At 48.6% G+C, this 23749-nt stretch carries 27 protein-coding genes and 1 other annotated feature; of the genes, 2 read left to right on the forward strand and 25 right to left on the reverse strand.

Translation table 11 applies throughout. From position 1 onward, the window contains the following. Nucleotides 1-13: 13 nt before the first annotated feature. Both ADS79_RS33690 and glmU read right to left on the reverse strand, forming a co-directional pair. Nucleotides 14-964, reverse strand: a complete 951-nt coding sequence (locus ADS79_RS33690) for a ribose-phosphate diphosphokinase (protein WP_049742859.1) — start codon at nucleotides 962-964, stop codon at nucleotides 14-16. A 22-nt stretch (nucleotides 965-986) separates the two neighbouring features. Beyond that, nucleotides 987-2372: a bifunctional UDP-N-acetylglucosamine diphosphorylase/glucosamine-1-phosphate N-acetyltransferase GlmU gene (gene glmU / locus ADS79_RS33695; protein ID WP_049742860.1), complete on the reverse strand. Its 1386-nt coding sequence runs from the start codon at nucleotides 2370-2372 to the stop codon at nucleotides 987-989. A 196-nt stretch (nucleotides 2373-2568) separates the two neighbouring features. Between glmU and ADS79_RS33700 the strand changes: the two genes are divergently transcribed. Further along, on the forward strand, nucleotides 2569-3585 hold the full coding sequence (locus tag ADS79_RS33700) for a CobW family GTP-binding protein (RefSeq protein WP_049742861.1): 1017 nt from the start codon (nucleotides 2569-2571) through the stop codon (nucleotides 3583-3585). 48 nt (nucleotides 3586-3633) lie between these two features. Here ADS79_RS33700 and spoVG read toward each other — a convergent pair whose 3' ends face one another. The 11 genes from spoVG to metG form a co-directional block, all read right to left on the reverse strand. Continuing rightward, entirely contained in the window at nucleotides 3634-3921 is a 288-nt protein-coding gene (gene spoVG, locus ADS79_RS33705) for a septation regulator SpoVG (protein ID WP_049742862.1), read from the reverse strand. Between the two features lie 349 nt (nucleotides 3922-4270). After that, a complete protein-coding gene (locus ADS79_RS33710; protein WP_049742912.1) occupies nucleotides 4271-4654 on the reverse strand; it encodes a RidA family protein in 384 nt (127 codons plus the stop codon). Between the two features lie 7 nt (nucleotides 4655-4661). Then, complete coding sequence (gene purR, locus ADS79_RS33715; protein ID WP_049742863.1) at nucleotides 4662-5495, reverse strand: pur operon repressor; 834 nt, start codon at nucleotides 5493-5495, stop codon at nucleotides 4662-4664. Between the two features lie 55 nt (nucleotides 5496-5550). Further along, nucleotides 5551-6429 (reverse strand): 4-(cytidine 5'-diphospho)-2-C-methyl-D-erythritol kinase, encoded by an 879-nt coding sequence (ispE, locus tag ADS79_RS33720; RefSeq protein WP_049742913.1) that lies wholly within the window; start codon nucleotides 6427-6429, stop codon nucleotides 5551-5553. 300 nt (nucleotides 6430-6729) lie between these two features. Continuing rightward, entirely contained in the window at nucleotides 6730-6912 is a 183-nt protein-coding gene (locus ADS79_RS33725; RefSeq protein WP_049742864.1) for a small, acid-soluble spore protein, alpha/beta type, read from the reverse strand. A 170-nt stretch (nucleotides 6913-7082) separates the two neighbouring features. Continuing rightward, nucleotides 7083-7355, reverse strand: coding sequence for a biofilm formation stimulator Veg (gene veg / locus ADS79_RS33730; protein ID WP_005830485.1), 273 nt, complete (start codon nucleotides 7353-7355; stop codon nucleotides 7083-7085). Nucleotides 7356-7567: 212 nt separating this feature from the next. Next, nucleotides 7568-8464, reverse strand: a complete 897-nt coding sequence (gene rsmA, locus ADS79_RS33735; protein ID WP_049742865.1) for a 16S rRNA (adenine(1518)-N(6)/adenine(1519)-N(6))-dimethyltransferase RsmA — start codon at nucleotides 8462-8464, stop codon at nucleotides 7568-7570. A 3-nt stretch (nucleotides 8465-8467) separates the two neighbouring features. Beyond that, complete coding sequence (rnmV, locus tag ADS79_RS33740) at nucleotides 8468-9016, reverse strand: ribonuclease M5 (protein WP_049742914.1); 549 nt, start codon at nucleotides 9014-9016, stop codon at nucleotides 8468-8470. 169 nt (nucleotides 9017-9185) lie between these two features. Further along, nucleotides 9186-10280, reverse strand: coding sequence for a 3D domain-containing protein (locus tag ADS79_RS33745; protein WP_049742866.1), 1095 nt, complete (start codon nucleotides 10278-10280; stop codon nucleotides 9186-9188). A gap of 347 nt (nucleotides 10281-10627) precedes the next feature. Next, on the reverse strand, nucleotides 10628-11398 hold the full coding sequence (locus tag ADS79_RS33750) for a TatD family hydrolase (protein ID WP_049742867.1): 771 nt from the start codon (nucleotides 11396-11398) through the stop codon (nucleotides 10628-10630). Between the two features lie 27 nt (nucleotides 11399-11425). After that, nucleotides 11426-13456, reverse strand: coding sequence for a methionine--tRNA ligase (gene metG / locus ADS79_RS33755; RefSeq protein ID WP_049742868.1), 2031 nt, complete (start codon nucleotides 13454-13456; stop codon nucleotides 11426-11428). Nucleotides 13457-13512: 56 nt separating this feature from the next. Next, nucleotides 13513-13766, reverse strand: a binding site (T-box leader). Between the two features lie 523 nt (nucleotides 13767-14289). On the opposite strand from metG, the gene ADS79_RS33760 reads away from it, so the two are divergent. After that, nucleotides 14290-14541 (forward strand): AbrB/MazE/SpoVT family DNA-binding domain-containing protein, encoded by a 252-nt coding sequence (locus tag ADS79_RS33760; RefSeq protein WP_049742869.1) that lies wholly within the window; start codon nucleotides 14290-14292, stop codon nucleotides 14539-14541. A 112-nt stretch (nucleotides 14542-14653) separates the two neighbouring features. Here ADS79_RS33760 and rsmI read toward each other — a convergent pair whose 3' ends face one another. The 12 genes from rsmI to ADS79_RS33820 form a co-directional block, all read right to left on the reverse strand. Next, complete coding sequence (gene rsmI, locus ADS79_RS33765) at nucleotides 14654-15541, reverse strand: 16S rRNA (cytidine(1402)-2'-O)-methyltransferase (protein ID WP_049742870.1); 888 nt, start codon at nucleotides 15539-15541, stop codon at nucleotides 14654-14656. Beyond that, entirely contained in the window at nucleotides 15538-15921 is a 384-nt protein-coding gene (locus ADS79_RS34785; protein ID WP_084766178.1) for a GIY-YIG nuclease family protein, read from the reverse strand. Before ADS79_RS34785 ends, rsmI begins: the two co-directional genes overlap by 4 nt. Continuing rightward, a complete protein-coding gene (locus tag ADS79_RS33775; RefSeq protein ID WP_049742871.1) occupies nucleotides 15857-16624 on the reverse strand; it encodes a tRNA1(Val) (adenine(37)-N6)-methyltransferase in 768 nt (255 codons plus the stop codon). Before ADS79_RS33775 ends, ADS79_RS34785 begins: the two co-directional genes overlap by 65 nt. Before the next feature lie 84 nt (nucleotides 16625-16708). Beyond that, nucleotides 16709-17080, reverse strand: coding sequence for a DNA replication initiation control protein YabA (gene yabA, locus ADS79_RS33780; protein WP_049742872.1), 372 nt, complete (start codon nucleotides 17078-17080; stop codon nucleotides 16709-16711). A 28-nt stretch (nucleotides 17081-17108) separates the two neighbouring features. Next, on the reverse strand, nucleotides 17109-17924 hold the full coding sequence (locus ADS79_RS33785; protein ID WP_049742873.1) for a PSP1 domain-containing protein: 816 nt from the start codon (nucleotides 17922-17924) through the stop codon (nucleotides 17109-17111). Nucleotides 17925-17927: 3 nt separating this feature from the next. Next, entirely contained in the window at nucleotides 17928-18908 is a 981-nt protein-coding gene (holB, locus tag ADS79_RS33790; RefSeq protein ID WP_049742874.1) for a DNA polymerase III subunit delta', read from the reverse strand. Nucleotides 18909-18923: 15 nt separating this feature from the next. Continuing rightward, nucleotides 18924-19370 carry a YaaR family protein gene (locus tag ADS79_RS33795; RefSeq protein ID WP_049742875.1) on the reverse strand — a complete coding sequence of 149 codons (447 nt, stop codon included), beginning with the start codon at nucleotides 19368-19370 and terminating at the stop codon, nucleotides 18924-18926. 104 nt (nucleotides 19371-19474) lie between these two features. After that, a complete protein-coding gene (locus ADS79_RS33800; protein ID WP_007719896.1) occupies nucleotides 19475-19804 on the reverse strand; it encodes a cyclic-di-AMP receptor in 330 nt (109 codons plus the stop codon). Nucleotides 19805-20137: 333 nt separating this feature from the next. Beyond that, the gene (gene tmk / locus ADS79_RS33805; RefSeq protein ID WP_049742876.1) at nucleotides 20138-20773 is read right to left on the reverse strand and encodes a dTMP kinase; all 636 of its coding nucleotides are present in this window, start codon (nucleotides 20771-20773) and stop codon (nucleotides 20138-20140) included. A 113-nt stretch (nucleotides 20774-20886) separates the two neighbouring features. After that, nucleotides 20887-22359 carry an aminotransferase class I/II-fold pyridoxal phosphate-dependent enzyme gene (locus tag ADS79_RS33810; protein WP_049742877.1) on the reverse strand — a complete coding sequence of 491 codons (1473 nt, stop codon included), beginning with the start codon at nucleotides 22357-22359 and terminating at the stop codon, nucleotides 20887-20889. Between the two features lie 131 nt (nucleotides 22360-22490). Beyond that, entirely contained in the window at nucleotides 22491-22673 is a 183-nt protein-coding gene (locus ADS79_RS33815; RefSeq protein WP_049742915.1) for a sigma factor G inhibitor Gin, read from the reverse strand. A 59-nt stretch (nucleotides 22674-22732) separates the two neighbouring features. After that, nucleotides 22733-23740, reverse strand: a complete 1008-nt coding sequence (locus ADS79_RS33820) for a hypothetical protein (protein WP_141261125.1) — start codon at nucleotides 23738-23740, stop codon at nucleotides 22733-22735. Nucleotides 23741-23749 lie beyond the last annotated feature (9 nt).

Genomic DNA, 23749 nt, shown 5'->3' on the forward strand with positions numbered 1-23749 from the left:
GGGGATGGCTTGATTAATCAAATAGCTTGCTTACAGACAGCTCTTCGTGTACGCGAATAATCGCTTCACCGATGATTGGCGCAACGGACAGAACCGTAATTTTATCAATCAGTTTATCTTCTGTCAGCGGGATCGAGTTGGTTACGATCAGCTCGCGAATCTTCGAGTTGGCGATGCGCTCGATAGCTGGTCCAGACAGAACTGGATGTGTGCAGCATGCGTATACTTCACGAGCACCAGCTTCAACCAGTGCACTCGCAGCGAGTGTGATGGTTCCAGCTGTATCGATGATATCGTCAATGATGATTGCTGTCTTGCCTTCAATGTTCCCTACGATATTCATAACCTCAGCTACGTTTGGCTCAGGACGACGTTTGTCGATAATGGCAATTGGCGCTTCCAGACGCTCAGCCAATTTGCGGGCACGAGTAACCCCACCATGGTCAGGAGATACAACCACGATGTCCGAGAGGCCTTTTTCAGAGAAGTGTTTACCCAAGATTGGTACTCCCAGCAGGTGATCCACAGGGATGTCGAAAAACCCTTGGATTTGTGTAGCATGCAGGTCCATTGTGATGACACGTTGTGCCCCTGCAGTTTCGATCAAATTAGCAACCAGCTTGGCAGTGATCGGATCACGTGCGCGTGCTTTGCGATCTTGACGAGCATAGCCGTAGTAAGGAATCACCACGTTGATGCTTTTTGCAGAAGCGCGTTTGAGTGCGTCCACCATTACCAAAAGCTCCATCAGGTGTTCATTAACGGGAGCAGACGTTGGCTGAATAACAAATACGTCACAACCGCGAACGCTTTCATTCAATTTGATTTGGCATTCGCCGTCACTAAAGCGCACTGCTTGTGCGTTTCCGAGCGGTACACCAATGTGTTCAGCGATTTCTTTTGCCAGTTCTGGGTTTGCGTTGCACGTAAATACCTTCAGTTTTGGGTCGCGGTAGTTAGCCATGATCTTCTCTTAGAACCTCCCGTTATGATTGCTTTTTGCCCTTGCGAGGCATTTTGCTAGCGTAGTCTAATTTATTTACCTGACGCTCACGTGCAATCGCAAGCGCATTATCTGGTACATCCTGATTGATTGTCGAGCCTGCAGCAACGTATGCATTTTGTCCCACTGTAACCGGAGCAACCAAATTGGTATTGCAACCAATGAATGCCCCATCCTGCACAATGGTTTTATGCTTGACGGCACCATCGTAATTGACAGTAATGGTTCCGCAGCCAATATTGACTCCGTCACCAATTTCCGCGTCACCTACGTAGCTAAGATGAGGGACCTTGCTTCCGTCACCAATTTTTGCATTTTTCAATTCTACGAAATCGCCGACCTTGGCTTTGCGTCCGATCTGTGTTCCCGGACGAATGTAGGCGTATGGACCAATCGCCGTTTCTGCATCGACACTTGCATCAACCATGACAGAGTACGTAATGGAAACACCATCAGCCATTTCGACATTGGTCAAATCGACTTGTGGACCGATGACGCAATCAGTACCAATGGTTGTCCGTCCGCGCAAGTGTGTACCTGGCTCGATTACGGTATCCGATCCGATGATCACATCCGCCTCGATGTACGTAGAGGAAGGATCAATAATCGTCACACCATTGCGCATATGCGTTGTCGCAATACGCTTACGCATGTACGTCTCGGCTTCAGACAGCTGCACGCGATCGTTGACACCCATCGTTTCATCTGGGTCCTTCGCTTCGAATGCGACGACTTTTTCACCAGCATCGCGTAAAATGGCGACGCAGTCTGTTACATAGTATTCACCTTGCACGTTGTCATTTTTCACTTCCGCCAAGGCTTTCCATAATTTTCGGTTGTCATAACAATATATTCCGGTATTAATCTCGCGGACCGCCCTTTCCTCATCGGAGGCGTCCTTATGTTCCACGATTCGCAATACTTCGCCCGACTCATTGCGCACGATGCGCCCATAACCAGTAGGATCAGGAAGCACGGCTGTCAAAACAGTCGCTGCCGCTTGCTGTTCCTCGTGATAGCGCAGCAAATCAGACAACGTCTGAGCAGACAAGAGAGGGACATCTCCGTACAAAAGAAACGTAGTGCCTTCTTTATCTTGTAAAAACGGCGCTGCCTTCGAAACGGCATGTGCCGTTCCCAACTGTTCTTCTTGCAGTGCATAAGTGATGTCCTCGCCTAGTTTGGCGCGGACTGCGTCAGCACCATGACCTACGACGACAACGATTTCCTCAACCTGCATGTTGCCAAGCGTATCCACTACATGCTGGACCATTGGCTTACCGCACACAGGGTGCAAAACCTTGTACAGCTTCGATTTCATCCGTGTACCCTGACCAGCTGCCAGAACCACGGCATGGATCTTAGACATGTCAACCCTCCATCGTAGAAGTTCCACAATGACTATATCTTAATCATATGTGGATTTCAAGACACTGGATGCAGGATTCTGACTGTTTCCCTGATCTTTCCTGAAAGTTAGCCATATAACGTACAACATTTAATTTTCTGATAAAAGTGTGATATATTGATGGGCGAAAGGGGTTTTTTAGAGGAGGTAGGAATACATGAGTGCTCACGTTTACTTGCTGACCGGATATTTGGGAAGCGGAAAAACCACACTTTTGCAAAAACTGCTTACTCATCTGCAGCAACAGGATGACAAGGTTGTGGTTTTGATGAACGAAATGGGAGAAGAAGATATTGATGGCGAACAGCTGCAAGGTTTTGGTTTCCCCGTAAAAAAATTGTTGGATGGCTGCATTTGCTGCTCTATCCAGGGAGAATTGACCGAGGGGCTTAAGGACATTCTTCAATCACTTGGGCCGGACCGTATTCTTATCGAAACGACTGGTGTCGCAGACCCGATTGAAGTGGTCGATGCACTGACACATCCAGAATTGTACGATCGCCTCGATTTGCGCGGAATCATCAGTGTCGTAGACGCATCGCGTTTCCTGGAGCTCAATTCACGCTTTTCATCCACAAGCTCTTTAGTCAAGACCATCCGCAATCAAGTCAAATACGCAGACTTGCTCCTATTAAATAAAATGGATCTCGCTACTGCCGATGTGCTTCAGAAAGTGGAGCAGAAGTTAAAAGAGCTAAACCCACTTGCCCCGATCCATACAACGATCCAAAGCGACATGGATCTAAACCGTCTTTTGTCCGTCGAGCGCCTGGCAAAGCAATACAAAAAAGACAATGACACCGCGAAAGCTGTACCTGTTCAAAAAACGATTGGACGACTCTCGCCCATGGACAAGCTCAAACAATCATTGGGGCTTCGAACGAGCCAGCCTTCACTCTACAACAGTATTGACAGCTTTTCCCACCAATTCACGGGACCTGTCCATGCGGAAAAATTTGAAGACTTTCTCTATGCGCTGCCAAAAAACGTCTATCGAGCCAAAGGCTACGTGCAGTTTCATGGCAAGCAAGAGCTTATCTCCTTTCAACATACAGACAATCAGGTTCATTTGTTTCCATTTGAAAATTTCGGTCCAAAAATGGTAGCTGTCTTCATCGGAGAAGGAATGGATCAGGAAAAAATCTTGAACGATCTAAAAGATTGCTACATGTAAACGGACACCGAAGCACCCTGCCAGTAAGGGACAGGGTGCTTAGTTTGTTTATGCACCAGCTTCGATGGTGCTTTCTTCTTCTTGACCTACGCGTTCGTACTCATTCAATACTGCCGCTTGAATTTTTTCTCGAGTAGTCGAGGAAATCGGGTGCGCGATATCACGGAATTCTCCATCCGGTGTGCGCTTGCTCGGCATGGCTACAAACATGCCATTGTTCCCGTCAATGACACGGATATCATGAACCACGAATTCGTGGTCGATTGTAATGGATGCAATCGCTTTCATCCTACCATCCGTATTCACTCGGCGAAGTCTTACGTCTGTAACTTCCATCTAGTTCACTCCCTTTATCTATGAAACGCGTTTAGGAGTATTTCCACCCTCTGGGTAAATATTCCTGCTAATCTTATGCAAATTTTTATAAAATATATAAAATTATTCATATCATTGAGTATATTTACGAAACAAGCTTGAGACCAGGGTCATAAAAACATTAGAAAACTTAGCTACGCCAAGCTTTTGGCGGAGCCTTAGTTGCACTTATACTATCATCCTTACATTTATACTTTCCGATAGTACAAAAAACAGCCCGATGCTGGCTATGCGCATCAGGCTGATTTCTATTTTTACGGCCGCTAGTACGCGTCCTCTCCCCAAGGAGCAGACCACGATAGTCAGCCTCTTATGCTTCCAAATAAGCAACGACTTCAATTTCTACTTTCACGTCACGCGGCAGACGCGCAACCTCTACAGTAGAACGAGCCGGTTTATGGTCGCCAAAATACTGACCGTACACTTCGTTCAATTGACCAAAATCGTTCATGTCCTTAATAAAGACGGTTGCTTTCACAACGCTGGACAAGCTGCCACCTGCTTCTGCCAATACCGCCTGGATATTTGCAAAAACCTGATGTGCCTGCGTTGCGATGTCGCCCTCTACCAGTGTACCATCTGCACGCAGCGGGATTTGTCCGGATGCAAACAGGAACGGACCTACCTTAGCCGCTTGGCTGTAAGGACCGATTGCTGCTGGAGCCTTGTCAGTTGAAACAAAAGAGATTGCCACCATTCATCTACTCCCCTCTATTTTCAAAAAAGCTGCCTAGCTCAATTTCTATCTGCTTACCCTTGATGTCTACATCCTGCAGCTTGGCAAGTGAAACATATTCATCGACCAGACGCTCGGAAACGTCTGCCGTTGTTTCCACCAAAACGCCACACCCAACTACGGTAGCACGGAATTCCTGCAAAAGATCGATCATGCCGCGCAGCGTACCGCCTGCTTTCATGAAGTCGTCCACAATCAGGACACGCGACTGTTCAGCCAGGGCACGTCTCGCCAGTGACATGGTTTGAATCCGCTTACTGGAACCTGATACATAATTAATGCTCACAACTGAACCTTCCGTCACCTTGTTGTCACGGCGCACGATGACCACCGGTACATTGAGGAACATCGCTGTTGCATAGGCAAGTGGAATTCCTTTGGTTTCCACCGTCATGACAACATCCACGTTCTTTTCCGCATAGGCCGTTGCAAAAATTTTGCCGATCTGGGACATCGTTGACGGGTTACCGAGAATGTCCGACATGTACAGGTACCCACCTGGCAAAAGCCGCTCCGGATTAGCCAGATGTACAATCAGATCGCGAACAAACTGAAGGGCCTCGTCCGTTTTGACCTGAGGAATAAACTTTACTCCTCCTGCCGCCCCCGCCACCGTCTTCAGCAAGCCTACACCTTGGACTTCAAACGCTTCCTTGATAATAGACAAGTCCTCACTAATGGATGATTTCGCCGCCCCGTATTGTTCGGCAAACAAAGTAAGAGGAGTCAGTGTGTGGGGATGAGCAAGCAAGTGCTGCGTCATGTCGACCAGACGGGCACTTCTGCGCAATTTCTTCATGGCTCTTCCTCCAAAACCGAATATTATGGTGCTAATGTATCATTTCCATACGGGTTCATGCAAGCACTTCCCCTTCAACGGCGCCTAACATTCGGACAACGTACACATCTTTTACAAATCCACGCAAGGCATTATAGATGCGATGCACTTTAGCTTCCTTCTGCACAAGGGCAAATACAGTCGGTCCACTGCCTGACATCAGTACGCCATCTGCTCCCGATGCCATCATGAGCTCCTTGATTTGCCGCACCTGTGGATGCATGGATAACGTTACATTTTCGAGCACATTTCCAAGCGATTGACACATCAGGGAGAAGTCTTGTCCCTCAATAGCTTGAAGCATCTGCTCGGTAGATGGATGGTTGGTGATCTCCTGCACACGCAAATTGCCGTATACATCTGGCGTTGATACTCCTATTGGCGGCTTGGCAAGAATGACCCAGCACGGAGCTGGCGTCCCCAGATGCGTGATCTGTTCTCCCCGCCCTTTTGCTAGCGCTGTTCCTCCATAGACACAGAATGGCACATCTGAGCCGATCTCTGCGCCCAATACTGCCAGCTCGTCTATTGTCAGACCGAGATCCCACAATTGATTCAGGCCGCGCAATGTCGCTGCAGCATCACTGCTTCCTCCAGCCAAACCGGCAGCAACCGGAATTTGTTTGTCGATATACATATGTACGCCCTGGCGCACCTGATAACGTTCTTTCATAAGGACTGCCGCTTTATACGCATGGTTCCGAATATCATCTGGTACGAAGCTGGCAGAACAGTCCAGCGTAATCTCACCATCTTCGCGTAGAGTCAGATCTACACGATCAGCCAAGTCTACGGTAGTCATCACCATTTCCACTTCGTGATAACCGTCCGGCCGTTTGGCAAGCACGTCAAGAGTCAAGTTGATTTTGGCCGGAGCTTTGACCGAGATACGCACGTTGTTCACCTCTGCCCACTTTCTCAATTTCCTAGTTCCCTATTGTAGCATAGGGATTCTCTTCCATGCCACTTGATCAGCCAAAAAGAATATGCTGGCTACCATTAGGCGAAAGATTCGAAAAAGCGGCACGAACCAAGCATGCCTCTTACTCCCAATACCCCGTACCCAGAGCATGCTGTACACCCAAAAAGACCAGGGAATCGCCCTGGTCCTGTCAACGAGTTTGTTTGGTATGCGAAAAGCGTCTCGACGTATGGTACGAAGCACACAGCTGTGACAGGCCTGTTTATCAGCCTGTTATAGCTTTCTGGCTGCCATTGCTTCCTGTGCCATTTGCACAGCCCGTTTTACCATGTTGCCAGCGTCACGCGTCGTGATGGCACCCCAGCCCTCGGCTTTTACCTTATCGTAAAAGCCAAGCTCCTTGGCCAGCTCCATTTTGAACTCCTCTGACATCATGCTGTTTCGTCTGCGACTCATAACAGCCTCCCTTCTCGTTGACAAGGTTAGTTTGTCCCACAGAAGCTGTTTCATATGAAAACGGGCACCTAGTTATCCCAGCCTGAGAGCCTATGTACGGATCATTTTCAGTTAACCAGGTATGAGACCGCAAACACGCTGAAAAATAAAACAGTAGAACCCAAGGGGCTCTACTGTTGTACAAATGTAATGCGAATGTGCTCGTTTTCGCGGCACACCGTCAACTCTACTGTTTCCGTCAAGATGTCAGCATAGCTGTAAGAGACCCGCTCAAAGAGTTGATCATCGTCAAGCTTTACTACAAATACAGAGGGGTATGTTTCCTCGAGGATGCCACTTCGTTCAACGGTTTTTCGGCGCCCACCATTTGCCTTCAGCAGGATGCGCTCACCAATATGCCCGTCTAAACTGCGTTTAATGTCAAGTAACGCGTTTCTTGCCATTGTTCCATCCACCTCGCTTACATCTATTGTAACAGCACATGCTTATTTTGTCAAAGAAATAAAAAATTATAGCAACCCAGCCGATATTTTGTCAACGGGGTTTTTTTCATGAAATACGTTGATTTTTGTCAATAAGATCGGCTCTAAAGGCTGAATTCACAAAAAAACCCCACTTTTGGCGTAATTAGCCCAAAAACGGGGAGTGATTGGAACTATTTTGCGATCAAACCGCGCCGTAAGCCTTCGTTGGCAAGGCGAGAAAATTCCTCAATACTGAGTGTTTCCCCTCGACGAGTCGGATCGATTCCGATATCGGCGAGCATCTGTATTACTTCATCCTTTTGCGTTTTTAGAAACAGACCATTCATCAGGTTGTTCAACAGCGTTTTGCGACGCTGCGCGAACGAGCTACGCACAACCCGGAAGAAGATGTCCTGATCATCCACCTCGACAGGAGGACGCTCTCTCACCTTGAGACGAATCACGGCAGAATCTACGTTTGGACGCGGTATAAAGACACTAGCAGGAACAATCATAGCTACCTCTGTTTCGGCATAGAATTGTGCCGCTACAGAAAGGGAGCCATAATCCTTTGTACCTGGTTTGGCTGCGATCCGCTCCGCTACCTCCTTTTGGATCATGACAACGATGTTTTCCAGCGGGAGACGCTCTTCTAACAGCTTCATCAAGATTGGTGTCGTCACGTAGTAAGGCAGGTTCGCTACCACGCTCAGCTTGTCCACGCCCGTCATTTTTTCCTCTATCAGCGACTTCAGGTTCAGCTCCAGCACATCGCCATGCACAACCTCGATATTTTCATAGGGTGACAGTGTGTCCTCCAGAATGGGCAGGAGCCTCTGATCGATCTCAATCGCCATGACCTTGCCTGCGATACGTCCCAGCTGCTCCGTGAGTGCTCCGATTCCAGGACCGATTTCAATCGCGCCTTTTTCTTTGGTCAGATCAGCAGCGGAAACGATATTATGCAAAATATTGGTGTCGACCAGAAAGTTTTGACCAAGACTCTTTTTAAAAGAGAAGCCATACTTCTCCAAAATTTCCTTGGTTCGTGTAGGTGTGGCGATATCTTTGCCAGCAATTTGGGTCATGGCTTACTCCCTCTCTTTGTCAATGGCTTTTATAGCCGCTTCGAATTCATCTCGATTGATCTGAAAAGCATTCAGGCGTTGCAGCATCTGTTTGGCATTCGCATAACCGATGCCGAGCGCCTCTCCCAGCTTTATACGACGCTCCTTGGAGTCAGGACCTGATGTCAGTCCGTTTTCGAGCATATCGTCTGCTGTAATCTCTCCTGCCGTTTCTGCCATCTCTGTACGCACTTCTGACAGCGCACGAATGATTACTTCATCTGAGGCGTTCTCCACCCCAATATCGCCTTTTTTAGTGCCGTCCTCTTGCGTGATGAAGGCATGCTTGCAGCCGGGCACCTGGCGGCTAATAATTTTGCGTATGCGCTCCCCTTGGTAATCAGGGTCCGTAAAAATGATAACACCGCGCTTTTTCTGCGCGAGCCTGATTTTCTCAATCGTTCTTGTATGAATGGCAGAGCCGCCTGTCTCAATCGTATCCGCGTTAACCGCTCTTTTGATGGCAGCGGTATCGTCCCTTCCCTCTACCACGATGACCTCTTTGATCTTCATCATGTGCTCCCACTTTCGTACAAAAATCCGTATGGTACTAGTGTTCCAAAAAAACCAAGCCCACAGCCCAAAAAGAGTGAAACGTTTTTGGGCTCTGGACCGTCTTACTAGTATTCAGCTTATCACGACTGGCTTAAAAACGGAAAGACAGGAGCAAATCGCTCCTGTCCTACGGTTTCTGCGGGCCTATAATATAAACGGTTTTGTTGCGCTTGCGTCCAAACTGGACCGCCTCCGATTCTGTGCCAACAAAAACGTCAATTTTACCACCGCGCATAGCGCCACCCGTATCCTCTGCTCGACGGTATCCTACTCCATCAATGTAGACCCACCATCCATATGGTATGACCTTAGGATCTACAGCGATTGTATGACCAGCCTTAGCTTTTACCCCTGTTGCCGTGCGGCCATAGCCTGGCGAGCTCGGATGTTTGCCCCCACCTGATGGTGAATATGCAGTCAGGGTTACCCCTGTCAGTACTTTATTCGGCCTAAACACTTTTCCACCACGAGAAACCATACCTGCTGAAGCGACCAAGACCCGTTGTGATTTATCATCCGTTTGGAGCGCTGGGGCTGCAGTTCCGACAGCGATCACATGGTCCTTCTTTGGTGCAAGTACGTCTCTTGAAACCAGCTCACGGGAGACCTCAACTCCATCTTCCATGACCAGCTTGTAGTGTGCAATTGCCTTACCTTCTTGCCCGCTTTGTAGCACGCGGGTCTTGCCCTTTTCTAAAGAGGGATCGTTCTTGCGGATTTCCTGATAAGCAACTTTCTCATCCACATCGACCGTCTGCTCCACAACGCGTTTGACGCTGATCGCAGAATCTTTGGTTAACGATGCGGTCAAAGCCGGTTCTACCCGGTCCTTTTCACTAAGCGCAATGCCGCCGTCCTTCAACGCACCAGCTACATCGCGATTTAGTGTCTGTATCACTTGTGTCTGCCCGTCAACCTGGACTGGTATTGACCAGGTTGTATGTAAGGTAATTATTGCTCCGTCTGATAGCTTCGTCTGAGGTGTCGGTTGAAGGGAATCCTTTTCCGTTACCGTAATGCTTCGCTCGGTTAAGAACTGCTCCACGGTTTTTGCTTTGGTAGCTACCGTCTTGCTTTCTCCGTCCAACGAAAAAGTGACCTGTTTTGGCTGGGTAGCCTGGGCAGAGAAATAGCCAATCATGGGAACCAGCACAAGAGCAAGGCAGCCGAAAACGACAAGCCCCCGATTCTTATACCTTTCCCAAATTGCGCGTAACTCCATTTCCCACACTCCTTTTCCTAGAAAAGCGCGTTGGCTTTTCCTGTCTAGCCAGGTAAGGGTCGATGTAATTGCACTAATATTCTGGAAGTGGCCGGTACTAATTAAGGTCGGATTTGATTGTATGTTATCTTCCCGGCTTTGTCAAATTCCCCCTACTTTGGCCGAAGCGATAATGGAACCAGACTATCAAAAAACCAATGACGAATGGTAGCAGGTTCCTGTCGAGAGCACATGTCGGATGGACAATAATCGTTCGACACATTGTTCATGGTATGCGTCGATAAAAAGGAGTAGAACAACGACAAAAAAGCGGGAAATCCACGAAAGTCGTGATTTCCCGCTTTTATTTATTTGCTCAATCGAAACAAACGCTTGGCATTGTCTGAAGTAATTTGTGCCATTTCTTCGTAGGACAGGCCACGAATGTTCGCCATCTCCTCGCAGACATAGCGCACGTAGCCACTCTCATTTCGCTTGCCACGGAACGGATGTGGCGTGAGATACGGGCAATCCGTTTCTATCAACAGCTTGCCCAGCGGTACTTTGGCCGCTACCTCTTTTGGCTGCTTGGCATTTTTGAAAGTGAGCGGTCCCCCGAACGAAATGTAGAAGTTCATATCGAGAGCGAGCTTGGCAGTTTCCCAGCTGCCCGAGAAGCAGTGCATGATCCCGCCCACATCGGCAGCCTTCTCTTCTTTCAAAATGGTCAAAACGTCCTGATGGGCGTCCCGATTGTGAATAATGATCGGCATGTCGAGCTTGCGCGCAAGGCGTATCTGCTTGCGGAACACCTCTGCCTGAACATCTTTCGGCGATGTATCCCAATAGTAATCAAGACCCATTTCGCCCAAGCCTACGACTTTTGGATGACGACTCAGCTCCTCAATCCATTCCAGATGCTCATCCGTCATGTCCTTGGCGTCCTGAGGGTGCCAACCAATGACTGCATAAATAAAGTCATGGGCTTCTGCCAGCTCCATGCAGGTCGGGATCGTCTCTGCATTAAAACCGATGTTTACAATCGTACTGACGCCATTTTCCCTCGCGCGGGCGATGACTTCTTCCCGATCCTCGTCAAATTCCTTTGCATTCAAATGCGCGTGCGTTTCAAATAACACAGCTGGTCCTTCCTTTCCTGCCCCTTGTTACTTCACGATTGCTCCGTTTGGCATGCCTTCGTCTACGGTAGCAAGTGTCAGCTGATCTCCTGCGGATGCTGCCAAAATCATGCCTTGGGACATTTCTCCACGCAGTTTTACCGGCTTGAGGTTGGCAACCAGAATAACCTTTTTGCCCACCATATCTTCCGGAGTATAGTACTTGGCAATACCGGAAACAACCTGACGCTTTTCGTAGCCGAGATCCAATTGAAGAATCAGCAGCTTATCAGCATTTGGGTGTTTCGCACATTCTACGACCTGTGCCACACGCAGCTCTACTTTGCCAAAATCATCGATGCCGATCTCGTCTTTTGCATCAGCTGGCTTTTCCGCTTGGGTCGCTTCGGGTTGGTTTGCAGTTGTTTCGCTCACAGCTGGTTCCCCTTTCAACGCATCCTGCTTTTTCTTGTTTTCTTCTGCCTGACGGCGTGCTTCTGCTGTCGATTCATCGATGAATGCCAGCTCGGCTTGAACGTCCAGACGCGGGAACAGCAGCTCTTTACGACTAACGGTGCTGCCTGCTGGCAGTCCACCCCATACACCTGCGGATTCCCAGCTTGTCGCTTCGGCATTACCCAAAATACCCAATTGGTCCCAAATTTTCGCAGGGGCCTTGGTCATGAATGGCTGGATGAGCACGGAGCTGATCCGAATGCTTTCTGCGAGGTTATACATTACGGTTGCCAGGCGTCCTTTTGTTTCCTCGGACTTGGCAAGGTTCCACGGCATCGTTTCATCGATGTATTTATTCGTTCTTCCCACCAGCTCCCAGATGTGAGCAAGCGCGTTGCTGAAGCGCATTTCTTCCATATGCTCCTCAACCAGACCTTTGGTTTTTTGCGCCAGAGAGATCAGGCTGTCATCCGGTTCTCCTGCATCCTCGGCAGCCGGAACAACTCCATCAAAGTATTTTTCGATCATGGTTGCGGTACGGCTCAAAAGGTTACCGATGTCGTTTGCCAGGTCATAGTTCAAACGTTGTACAAACGATTCAGGTGTGAAGATACCGTCTTGACCAAAATTGATTTCACGAAGCAGGAAGTAACGAACGCCGTCAGAACCATAACGGTCGATTAACAGCTTCGGATCAATCACGTTCCCTTTTGATTTGGACATTTTTCCATCTGGCATCAAGAGCCAGCCGTGACCAAAGATTTGTTTTGGCAGTGGAACGTCGAGAGCCATCAACAGGATTGGCCAGTAAATCGTATGGAAGCGCAAAATGTCCTTCCCTACCATGTGAATATTGGCAGGCCAGAAACGGCGATACTTGCTGTCGTCATCGGACAGATAGCCAAGCGCGGAAATGTAGTTGGTCAAAGCATCGATCCACACGTAAATGACATGCTCCGGATCGCTTGGTACTTTAATCCCCCAGTCGAATGTGCTGCGGGATACAGACAAATCCTGCAGCCCTGGTTTGAGGAAGTTGTTGATCATTTCATTGCGGCGGCTCTCTGGCTGGATAAACTCAGGATTGGCCTCAATATGCTGAAGCAGTCTGTCTTGATATTTGGACATGCGGAAGAAGTAGTTTTTCTCCTTCACTTTTTTCACTTCACGACCGCAGTCTGGGCAGATGTAGCCTTTGTCCGTCTTACATTGTGTTTCTGTCCAGAACGCCTCGTCCGGTACACAGTAATAGCCTTCGTACTCGCCCAAATAAATATCTCCTTGGTCGAGCAAGCGCTGGAATACTTTTTGTACCACGTCTTTGTGGCGAGGCTGTGTCGTTCGAATAAAATCGTCATAGGAAATGTCGAGCTTGTTCCACAAGTCCTTGATCCAATCGACAACCGGATCAATAAATTCGAGTGGCTGCTTGCCATCCTCGGCTGCGCGCTCCTGAAGTTTTTGACCATGCTCATCTGTACCTGTCAGGTAGTAAACGTCATAGCCCTGCAAACGCTTGAAGCGTGCCATCGCGTCACATGCAATTGTGGTGTAGGCATTCCCAATGTGCAGCTTGTTGCTTGGATAATAAATCGGTGTGGTAATGTAATAAGTCGGTTTCATTGCAACATATCTCCTCCTATTTACGTTTTAAAAAAAGGAAAAGCCCACCCCAAATAAATTGGGGCGAGCTCTATCTCGCGGTACCACCCAAAAGCTCCATTCCCTCACGGATAATGGACTTGGCGAGTCAAAAGTGACTCGACCCGTAACGTGGGCATACGCTGTAGACTACTGCGAACAGTCAAGCCGTCGCTCGTTCATCTACAGGACTCAGGGTCCATGTTCAGCATGCTCGCTTATACCGGTTTTCAGCTAGCCCGGCTCTCTGGAATAAGGAGTATCCGCTTACTCTTCCCATCATGGTCGTTCATTATAGGAATGCCTCATTTATCCTCTATTGTACACGACCAATATGTTTTGTAAACATCCTCCTTGCGCCTTTTTACAGAAACAAAACGGTCATGAACGTTTTGTTTAACCGCAAGCGGTTACATCCACTTTTATGAAAAACGTCACGTCGTTTTTCACAGAAAAAGATTGATTTTACAAGAAAAGACAATGACAAAAATAGGACAAAGTGGGAAAATAAGGTTTATTTGTCGAACAAACTCGATATTATTCGACATAATACGACGTTAAATTCAAGTCATAATCCCAGTAAATTTTATCCATAAAAATTTCCAGATTGTTGAAGACATATAACAAAACGTTGATAAATCAATCTTTTCATTTTCTAAAAACGCTTTTGTTTTCAAGGAATTGTCAAAATGATGTTGACACCTTTGGGAATCGCTGGTATGATGATCCCAACAGAAAATGTCGAATATTGACGATTAACCATATATGCGTACCAATAGGATCGACATATCCACATTTTAGGAGGAGAAATCATTATGATGAAATCAACAGGTATTGTTCGTAAAGTGGACGAGTTGGGCCGTGTAGTTATTCCAATCGAATTGCGCCGTACACTTGGCATCGCAGAAAAAGACGCTTTGGAAATCTATGTAGATGGCGAGCGCATCATCCTGAAAAAGTACGAGCCTGCATGCATCTTCTGTGGTAACGCTGATCGAGTATCTCATTTTAAAGGTAAAATTGTTTGCCAAGACTGTCTGACTGAAATGCCGGTAGTAAAACGCTAATTTTAGTCTTTACATATAGGAAGCCTTCGAAGGTGGACAAGCCCTTCGAAGGCTTATTTTTATGAGAAAATCGGGCGACACCACGAAAAAAAGCTGACCTGTTTGGCCAGCTCTATTCTTCCTCCGCATGACGGTGGTATTCATTATAGATATCCCGTTTTGCTACATCGCGATCATCAGCCGTCTGCTTGATCGCTTCCTTTTTTGTCATGCCTTGCGTACAGTAATGATCGACATGCTCTACCACACTGAGCGCAGTCCACCACAGAGCCTCGTCTGCTTCATCCTCCAGCGGCCCTGTATACCCTTCTACGATCAGGCAAAATTCGCCTCGCGTTTCGCCCTCCTGCAGCCAAGCGATCAGCTCGTCCAGCGTCCCGCGGACAAACTCTTCGTATCGCTTAGTCAGCTCTCTCGCCAAAACCGCGCGACGATTTCCCCAAGCATCCCGAATGGCAGCCAGCGTCTTTTCAATGCGATGTGGCGCTTCATAAAAAATCAGCGTCTCCTGGTATCGCTTGAGCCTTTCCAGCTCCTCGCGACGCTCCTTGTTTTCGCGCCCCATAAAACCGCAAAACACAAAGCGCTCTGTCGGCAGCCCCGACGCGATTAGTGCAGTCAGCGCTGCATTCGCACCTGGAACAGGGATGACTGGATAACCTGCCTCTGTCGCGTCACGTACCAACTCAGCTCCAGGGTCCGAAATAGCAGGCAAGCCAGCGTCGCTCACCAACGCTATTTTTTTGCCTTCTGCCAGCCATTGCAGCAAGCCGCTCCCACTTGCTTCCTTATTATGCTCATGATAGCTCACGGTTCGTTTTTCAATTTGAAAATGATTCAGGAGCTTTCTCGTCTGACGGGTATCTTCGCAAGCGATAACATCGACTGATCGCAGCGTTTCCAGACAACGGACTGTAATATCGTCCAAATTACCAATCGGTGTTGCCACCAGATAAAGGACACCTGTGTCTTCTGAAGCAAAGCTGCGTTGTACGTTCATCGTGAGTCCCTCCCTCCTGCTGTGACCTCATTGCCTTCCATACTCTTTTGACATGCCGTATCCTGGTGATCAAGCATAGCGGCAATCAATTCTTCTTTTTTCGGGCGAGGCAGCCGTTTGATGGCTTCTTCCCGTTTCAATCCCCAGGAGCGATCTGTGCCTTCTTCCCAATAAAGCATGGCAACAGGGCCTCGTCCCCGGGTGTATTTCGCTCCCTTGCCTTCATTATGTGCACGAAGCCGTCGCAACAGCTCGGTAGTGTACCCTGTATAGAGGCTGTTGTCCGCACAGCAAAGGATGTAGACAAAGTGACTTTTATGTGAGGGAATCGCGTCTTCCGAAATAGATTTCTCGTAGTTCTTCACAGTATTCCTCTCCATTTTCGTAGACAATCAACGGCGGCCCGATTCTCAGCTCAGGCTTGCCTCCCCTCATCCCCTCGATGAGGACCATGTTTGGTTCCGCTTCTCTGCGCGGATATACCAGCCGCATCCGTTTCGGCTCGATTCCGTACTGACGCATCAGCGAAATGATATCGATCAGACGAGTAGAACGGTGCACCATCGCTAGCTTGCCACCCGTTTTCAACAGCTGGCTGCCAACCCGAACCACATCCTCCAGCGAGAGCATGATTTCGTGTCTGGCAATGGCAAAATGCTCGCTGATATTTTTTTCACCACTGGTAGCAGGCATATACGGCGGATTGCAAGTAATGAGATCGAACTGACCATGACCGAACCGTGAGACTGCTTCCTTTACATCGCCGTGGTGCATCGTTATCCGCTCTTCCAGCCCATTTAGCTTCACGTTGCGGCTTGCCATGCTAAACAGGCGCTCTTGAATTTCGATGCCTTCGAATTTGGCTTCTGGAGTACGTGTCGTCATGATCAGCGGGATCGCGCCATTTCCTGTACAGAAATCCAGAATTCGTCCCCTTTTTGGTGCAGAAGCAAAGCGCGCCAGCAATACCGCGTCCATCGAAAAGCAAAACACTTCATGACTTTGAATGATTTTCAGTTCGTGAGTCAATAAATCGTCAATGCGCTCTGATTCAAAAAGAGGCACGCCTGTGACTGGTTCCATCTGTTGTTCCTTCCTTCATCTATTTACTTCTCTTTGAAAAAGCGACCTGACACGAGGCCCAGGTCGCTTTTTCTTACACACCGTTTATTTTTGAGGGCCTCCGCTCAGAAACGAGAGACAGAAGAGGCAATCTCCTTCTTTACGTAGGCTTCCAAAATGCACATTGCAGATATGAAATCCTTCTGCGTACAGCCTGGCCAGATTGTCATATCCTTCTCCGACTACGGCCTTCTTGGCTTTTTCCTTCGCAACAGGGCTTATTCCCTTTTGCTTCGCTTGGGACCCTGTCTTCTTTTTGTCCAGTCGGTTGCGAAGGTGCTGGTTTTCAACGAGTAATTGGGCATTTTCCTCCATCAAAACGACGATGACGTCTTTCAACTCACCGATCTCTTTGTACAGGTCCCCAATTCGTTCTTCAATGCTCGCCATTTTGACGAAGATTTCCCGTTTGTCCACTAGCTCACCTCTCCCCTACCCCCACGACTTATTCAAAAGTGGGGAGCCCTATCGCAATCTCATCAAGTCCAAACTCTGTAATCCGTTTGTCGATCGAAAGCTCTACTTGGACGGATTGGTCCAGTACGTTAACAGACACGACGCGTCCATGCCCCATCGGGGTCGTTACCACTTTACCAACATCAGGCATTTCATCGCGCGTGCTTTCATAGTTGTCGTTCTCGTATTTTAAACAGCACATCAACCGGCCACAAAGACCAGAGATTTTGGCTGGATTCAACGAAAGGTTTTGGTCCTTGGCCATTTTGATCGAGACAGGCTCAAAATCACCGAGGAACGTCGAACAGCAAAGCAGGCGTCCACAAGGTCCGATGCCGCCCAGCATTTTTGCTTCATCACGCACACCGATCTGACGAAGCTCAATACGCGTGCGAAATACAGAAGCCAAGTCTTTGACAAGCTCACGGAAATCGACTCTACCATCTGCCGTAAAATAAAAGATGATCTTGTTGCGGTCAAACGTGTACTCGACATCAACCAGCTTCATATCAAGCTTGTGTTCCTTGATCTTCGTCTGACATACCGCAAATGCATTCTTGGCAGCCTGCTTATTCTCGTCTACCTGCTTTGCATCCCGGTCATCTGCCATCCGAATTACCTTTTTAAGCGGCAAGACCACATCAGAATCAGCTACTTCCTTTTTGCCGATGACGACCTTCCCAAACTCGACCCCTCGCGCCGTTTCAACGATGACGGTGCAATCCTTCTCTATCGGCAGTCGGTCAGGGTCGAAATAATATATTTTGCCCGCCTTTTTAAAACGGACGCCAACAACCTCATACAAGGGTTATCCCTCCTGGATTTGAAGAACCAACCGCTCAAGAGCCAACTGTGCGTTGGCATTTCGCTCTATCCGATTTTTCGTTTCCATGACCAAATCTATCCCATGCAAGAGCTCAGCTTTTGTCCATACCAGTGCTTGTCCTTGCAGCACATCCTGTTGGTCGCTGTTAATGAGATGGGCATGCCTGCCTACTTGCACGTACAGGATATCGCGCAGCCAAAGGATGAGCAAATCTAAAAAGAGGGGTAGTTCCTCCTTTATTTTGTCGCTCTTTTGCAACAAATCATGGATGGTAAAGAGCGCAGACGAATTGCGTTGTTTGCACTCATGCACCAATTGTATCACTAGATTTCTTAGCTGTGCAAACGATTCTGATTGGCTGAGCACCTTGGCTTCTTCCACATTTGTTGTAATGTGGGAAGCAACCTGTGCCATTCCTGCTAAAACCCCTTCTGCACGCAGTTCTTTTGCGATAGAATCCGCAGAAAGTGGGGAGAATTGTACAATTTGGCATCGGGATAAAATTGTTGGAAGCATCGCGTGGCTGTGCTCGGTTAACAGCAACGCGAGTACGCCTGCAGGTGGTTCCTCCAGAAACTTGAGCAGACTGTTGGCAGCCTGGGTGGTCATTTTATCAACGTGCTCGATGATGTATACCTTATGCTGGGACTCAACGGCCCGCATTGCCATTTCTTTTTGCAGCGCCCTTATCTGATCAATTTTAATAGACGCGCCATCTGGTGTAATAAACAGCACATCGGGATGATTGCCGCCCTCGATGCGTCTACATGTAACACAGGCCCCGCAGGCGTCAGCCTCCCTTTCCTGACAAAAAAGGGATTTCGCCAGATGCAGGGCCATCTGCTTCTTTCCCGCGCCTTTGGGACCGGCCAATAAATACGCGTGGGCCAGTCGCTCGTTGCGCAAGCTATGATATAAGAGCTCTGCCGCTCTTGGCTGCTGAGAAAAATGAGTCCATGTCATGATGTTTCACACCTACTAAAAGTACAAATTAATCAGCATGCCGCGAATTTCGCCAATCCGGGCCAACAGATCAATCATCGGTGCCTGTTCACTGAGCAGCTCGTCTGTTAATCTGAGCAGCTCCGCATCCACCTCTTTGACGATCTTGTAGAGCCTGCTGCGTCCACGCCGATTCATTCCTCGTCGATCATCCAGGGCTACACCGTATTTGACGGCTTCCTCCATGAATTGCTTAACGAGATTTTTATAGGAATAGAAGTCACGAACGGATCTGGAACGGGCGAGAATCTGTCCCTGCTTATCAATGTCTGTCAGAAGCCGGTTCAACCGCTCCTGGGACATGCGTTCGTCTTCACCTTGAATCATCGTGCCAAAATTCATCTTTTCGAGCTGAGGATTTCTTCGGGAATCCGCAGCTTTTATCAGGTCCAGTTTCGGTCGTAATCCATCACCGATTTTCAAATCGCCACCTCCGCACACTGATCCATAAGGGTTTTGTCCCTGTGAGATCAAGTATATACGAAAGCGGCGAAAAAAGAGAGAAGGAACTATTTATTCATGTGAGGCTAGAACGAGTGGAACTCTCCGACATCCAGTACGAATACGGCTGCTCCGCCTACCTGCACTTCCAGTGGGTACGGCATGAACGAGTCCACGGCATTACTGAGAGGAGAAACGGGAGTGACCATTTGTTTGCGGGATTTGCAGTTATGCGCAATGATGTCGATTACTTCCGGCACGCTTTCGTCAGACGTACCGATCAAAAAAGTCGTGTTGCCAGCTCGTAAAAAACTGCCTGTACTGGCAAGCTTGGTAGCCCGAAACCCCTTTTTCACCAGCTGTTGAGACAGACGGCCACTATCTTTATCCTGGACGACCGCAACTACCATTTTCATCGGCTATCACCCTTTCCGCAGATAATCAATCCCTTAAAGTGCGTGTTCAAGAAACCTCTATCGAGGCTTTCTCATGGAGGAGCGACCGCGTTTTACTGGAAGGTTTTTATGCGTTCCAGAAAGTTTAAACGCGGATGCTTTCACACGGTGAAGCACTTAAACTTTCTTACACGATCAAAAAGACGACTTTTTGAACGACCGCTTAGAGGTACATGGTTTCTTCATTGTATGAAAAACATCTAGGCATGGTACGGTATAAAGCCTATTCATATTATACAGCATGTACGTTACAATGCGGTACTGCCAACCTTGTTCAAAGCGTTCAAACTTCTTTTATAGACGGGCTGTAAGTGCAGCCAAAGCATCTTGATACACCTGCTCCATCGGCTGCTCGGCATCAATGACGACAAAACGCTCTGGATCAAGCGCCATCGCCAATTGATAGCCTTCGCGCACCCGTTCATGAAAACGAATGCCTTCGAGATCCAGACGATTTACTTCGCGACCCCGTGCTGCATCAATTCGCGCCAGTCCTGTCGCCGGCAGTACATCAAAAAACAGCGTCAGCTCCGGCATGCAATCCCCGACGGCAAAACGGTTGATTTCATATACGGCATCAATGCCCAATCCTCTGGCATGCCCCTGATATGCCAGGCTGCTATCAATAAACCGATCGCAAAGCACCAGCTTTCCTTCCGCTAACGCCGGAATTACTTTTTCTGCCAAATGCTGACGTCTGGCAGCGGCATACAGTAGCGCTTCCGTTCTTTCGTCCATTTCTGTATGGGCAGGATTTAAAATAATTTCACGAATTTGCTCAGCAATATTTATTCCGCCGGGCTCGCGTGTCAGCATGACATCCATACCGCGTGAAAGCAGCTCTTCATACAACCGCGCAATCACAGTTGATTTACCTGCTCCCTCTCCGCCTTCTACCGTAATAAACCGACCTTTTTTTCCTGTTGTCACTTTCTATGCTCCTTCCACACCTGTTGAACCACGACCTTGTAGTTTCCCGTCAGCATCAGTCGTTCACTACAGCTTCGCCTTCCTCGGCAAGCAGGCCTTGACATTCGTTTTATTTAAAGAATGACTTGTATCGTCTGCAGGCGATCATCCTGTACACCGTGAAAACGGGTCTGCCCGGCCCGCAGTTCTTGCAGCATCGCTAGTCCCTCTGCATCCATTCGTTCACCCGGCACCAGCACTGGTATCCCTGGCGGATACGGGACCACCATTTCCGCTACAATTCGACCCAGCGATTGATCCAAGTCAACGGTTTCCTGAGGCTGATCGACAGCTTCTTCCATCGGTAGAGCCTGCTCACGCAAATAGTGAGAAGAAACAACTCCAGACAAAAGCACACGCTCTTCGGCTGGCTCTACCTGTGGCTCCAGCGATTCAAGCAGTCGAGCCAATGCATCCAGATCACGTGCCGAAGTCCCGGACGAAGCAGCCAGCAGCACGTGCGAGTCATCGGACAGCTCAGGGAAAATACCGAAACGCTCCATGTACTCATGCAGGGCAAAACCGCTTAGTTGCGGGGTTCGCAGATGCAAAAACAGCTTTAATGGATCGAGCGTGGCATATACGCTATTCGAAGCTTGCTCAGGCCATTCCAACCATTCGAGTCTTGCCGCTCGCTCACGAAGCTTGTCCATCAGCGGCAAAAGCCTATCCCATTCGCCTGGAGCTTCCATGACCAGATGGCGTCTCGCCAAATCAAGCGAAGCCATCAGTACGTAAGAAGGGCTGGAGGATTGAAGCATGGCGAGGTGCCGATACAGTCTCGCCCTGTCAATTCGCTCTCCTTTTATGTGCAGCATGGAAGACATCGTCATGGCAGTACCCATCTTATGTGTCGACTGCACAGCTGCATCCGCTCCGGACTGCATCGCCGAGCGAGGGAAAGCAGGATGAAAACCAAAATGCGCCCCGTGTGCTTCGTCGATCAAAAGCGGCACATCAAACCGATGAACAGTCGCAGCCATCTTAGCCAAATCAATGCCCATCCCATAATAGGTAGGATTCGTCAAGAAAACGGCTTTGGCATCTGGATGGGCATGCAGCGCCCGCTCCACATCCTCCCGCCGGACTCCGGCAGCTACTCCTGTTGCCAAATCGACAGCCGGAACCAAAAATACCGGTGTCGCTCTGGCCATAATAATCCCATGATAAACAGATTTATGGCAGTTCCTTTGAACAAGAATTTTATCTCCCGGACGACAAACCGTCATAATAAGCGCTACATTCCCTACTGTGCTGCCCCCGATGAGAAACCGCGTATCATCAGCGCCAAATGCTTCAGCTGCCAGACCTTGCGCTTCGGCAATCACACCAGTAGGTTGATGGAGATCATCTGTTCCGCTGATCTCGGTCAAATCGAGCTCCAAAATCTCCTGGAATCGATCTTTTGCATGACTATCAAAGCTATGTCCCATTTTGTGCCCAGGCACATGAAACGGGTGCGGGCGACGCTTGGCATGCCGTTCTAGCTGTTCATACAAAGGCGCATGCTTTTGTCTCTCTCTAAAATCAGCATCTTTCTCCACCACGCGCTACTCACGTCCTTACTTCATCATTTACCACCACTATTTTAGCACGATTTGGCAGGGAAAACGTGATTTCATCAAGCTTTTTCCGCAACGAAAAAAGACACCGGGATTTTATCCGATGCCTTTTTCCATTACGCATCTTTTCGCAACCATATACGCCTCATCTGGTGAATAAAGAACGGATACTTCTCGTCCTGAACGTCGGTATTAACCATTTCCTGCTCGCATCTCTGACAAATAAACTGCTCACAGATGGCGATTCCGTCGCTGCGTTCCAGTTCACAGACGATACATCGCTGAGCAACCTTTTCCATAGTGCAAACGCCTGCCCTTTTCCTCAATCTACCAACATTATACCCCATTATAATCAGCATCATTCCCAAACGTTCGTCTTTTCGCCGAATGTGCGGTAACTCTTTAAGTAGGCCTGGGCTTCCTGGATGGGAAAAGAGGCCGTCGCATCTACTACGATAGCTTGTCTCATCAAACGGACGAGCTGATGCAGCGGCAGCTCGCGAAGCTGGTCATGTACGCCTCCAACAATCAGTAAATCACTGTTTTCCAGCGTTTTTTCCCAGTTTGTGCAAACCGTCCAATTGGGAAATTTTTCGTTCGGAAATAGCCCGTCCCCCCACATATAAAGGAAAACCTCTTTATCAGCCAACCATTCAGCAGGCATCTGGCTCCACAGGAATATTCGCCCCCACAAAGCAACTTTATGCACGTTCGCTTTTTGCAGGACATACCTGTATTCTCGCTCTATCCATTGGCACACTCTGGTATGGTCCTGTCGATCTGGATACAGCCATTGCTGGCCAATTCGATTGTCCATCCCCAGTGCTCGGGATACCCTTTGCAGTGATATCCCCTGCTGATCACAAACCTCGCCCAGCTCCATAAAGAATTGCTCTTTCCATGCCAAATAACGCGGCAATTGATCAATGACCTCATCGACTTCACGCATTTGACAGACCATCGACATATGACCGTGATGGGCGAGCTGGCGACAAAGCTGGCGAATCCATTTCCCATTCGGATTGCCGCCAAGCAGTACTCGTTCCCGTCCGCAAAAAAATGCCATACGGACCACTTCCCCGCTTCCCTGGTTGGCATATGTCCGCTGGAGAGAATCCGCAAAACCGTTAGGGATATGTTCTCCATAGATAAGAAGCAATCCTGGTGTCTCAGACACTCGAACAGGTCCATGCCCTAGAACCGCAGCATGGTCGGGGTGGGCTATAAGAAGCCCTGCCACTTCCTCAGCTGGCACGTCCCCCGTTCTCCACGGTTTCAGCACGATTCCGCATGCTGCCAACTCCTCCTGCACATGTGGTGCGACTTTATCCGTAGGCGTGAGAAGCGTCATGATATAGGTGGACAAATGATATCC

The organism is Brevibacillus reuszeri, assembly GCF_001187725.1.
GTDB classification, from domain to species: Bacteria; Bacillota; Bacilli; order Brevibacillales; family Brevibacillaceae; genus Brevibacillus; species Brevibacillus reuszeri.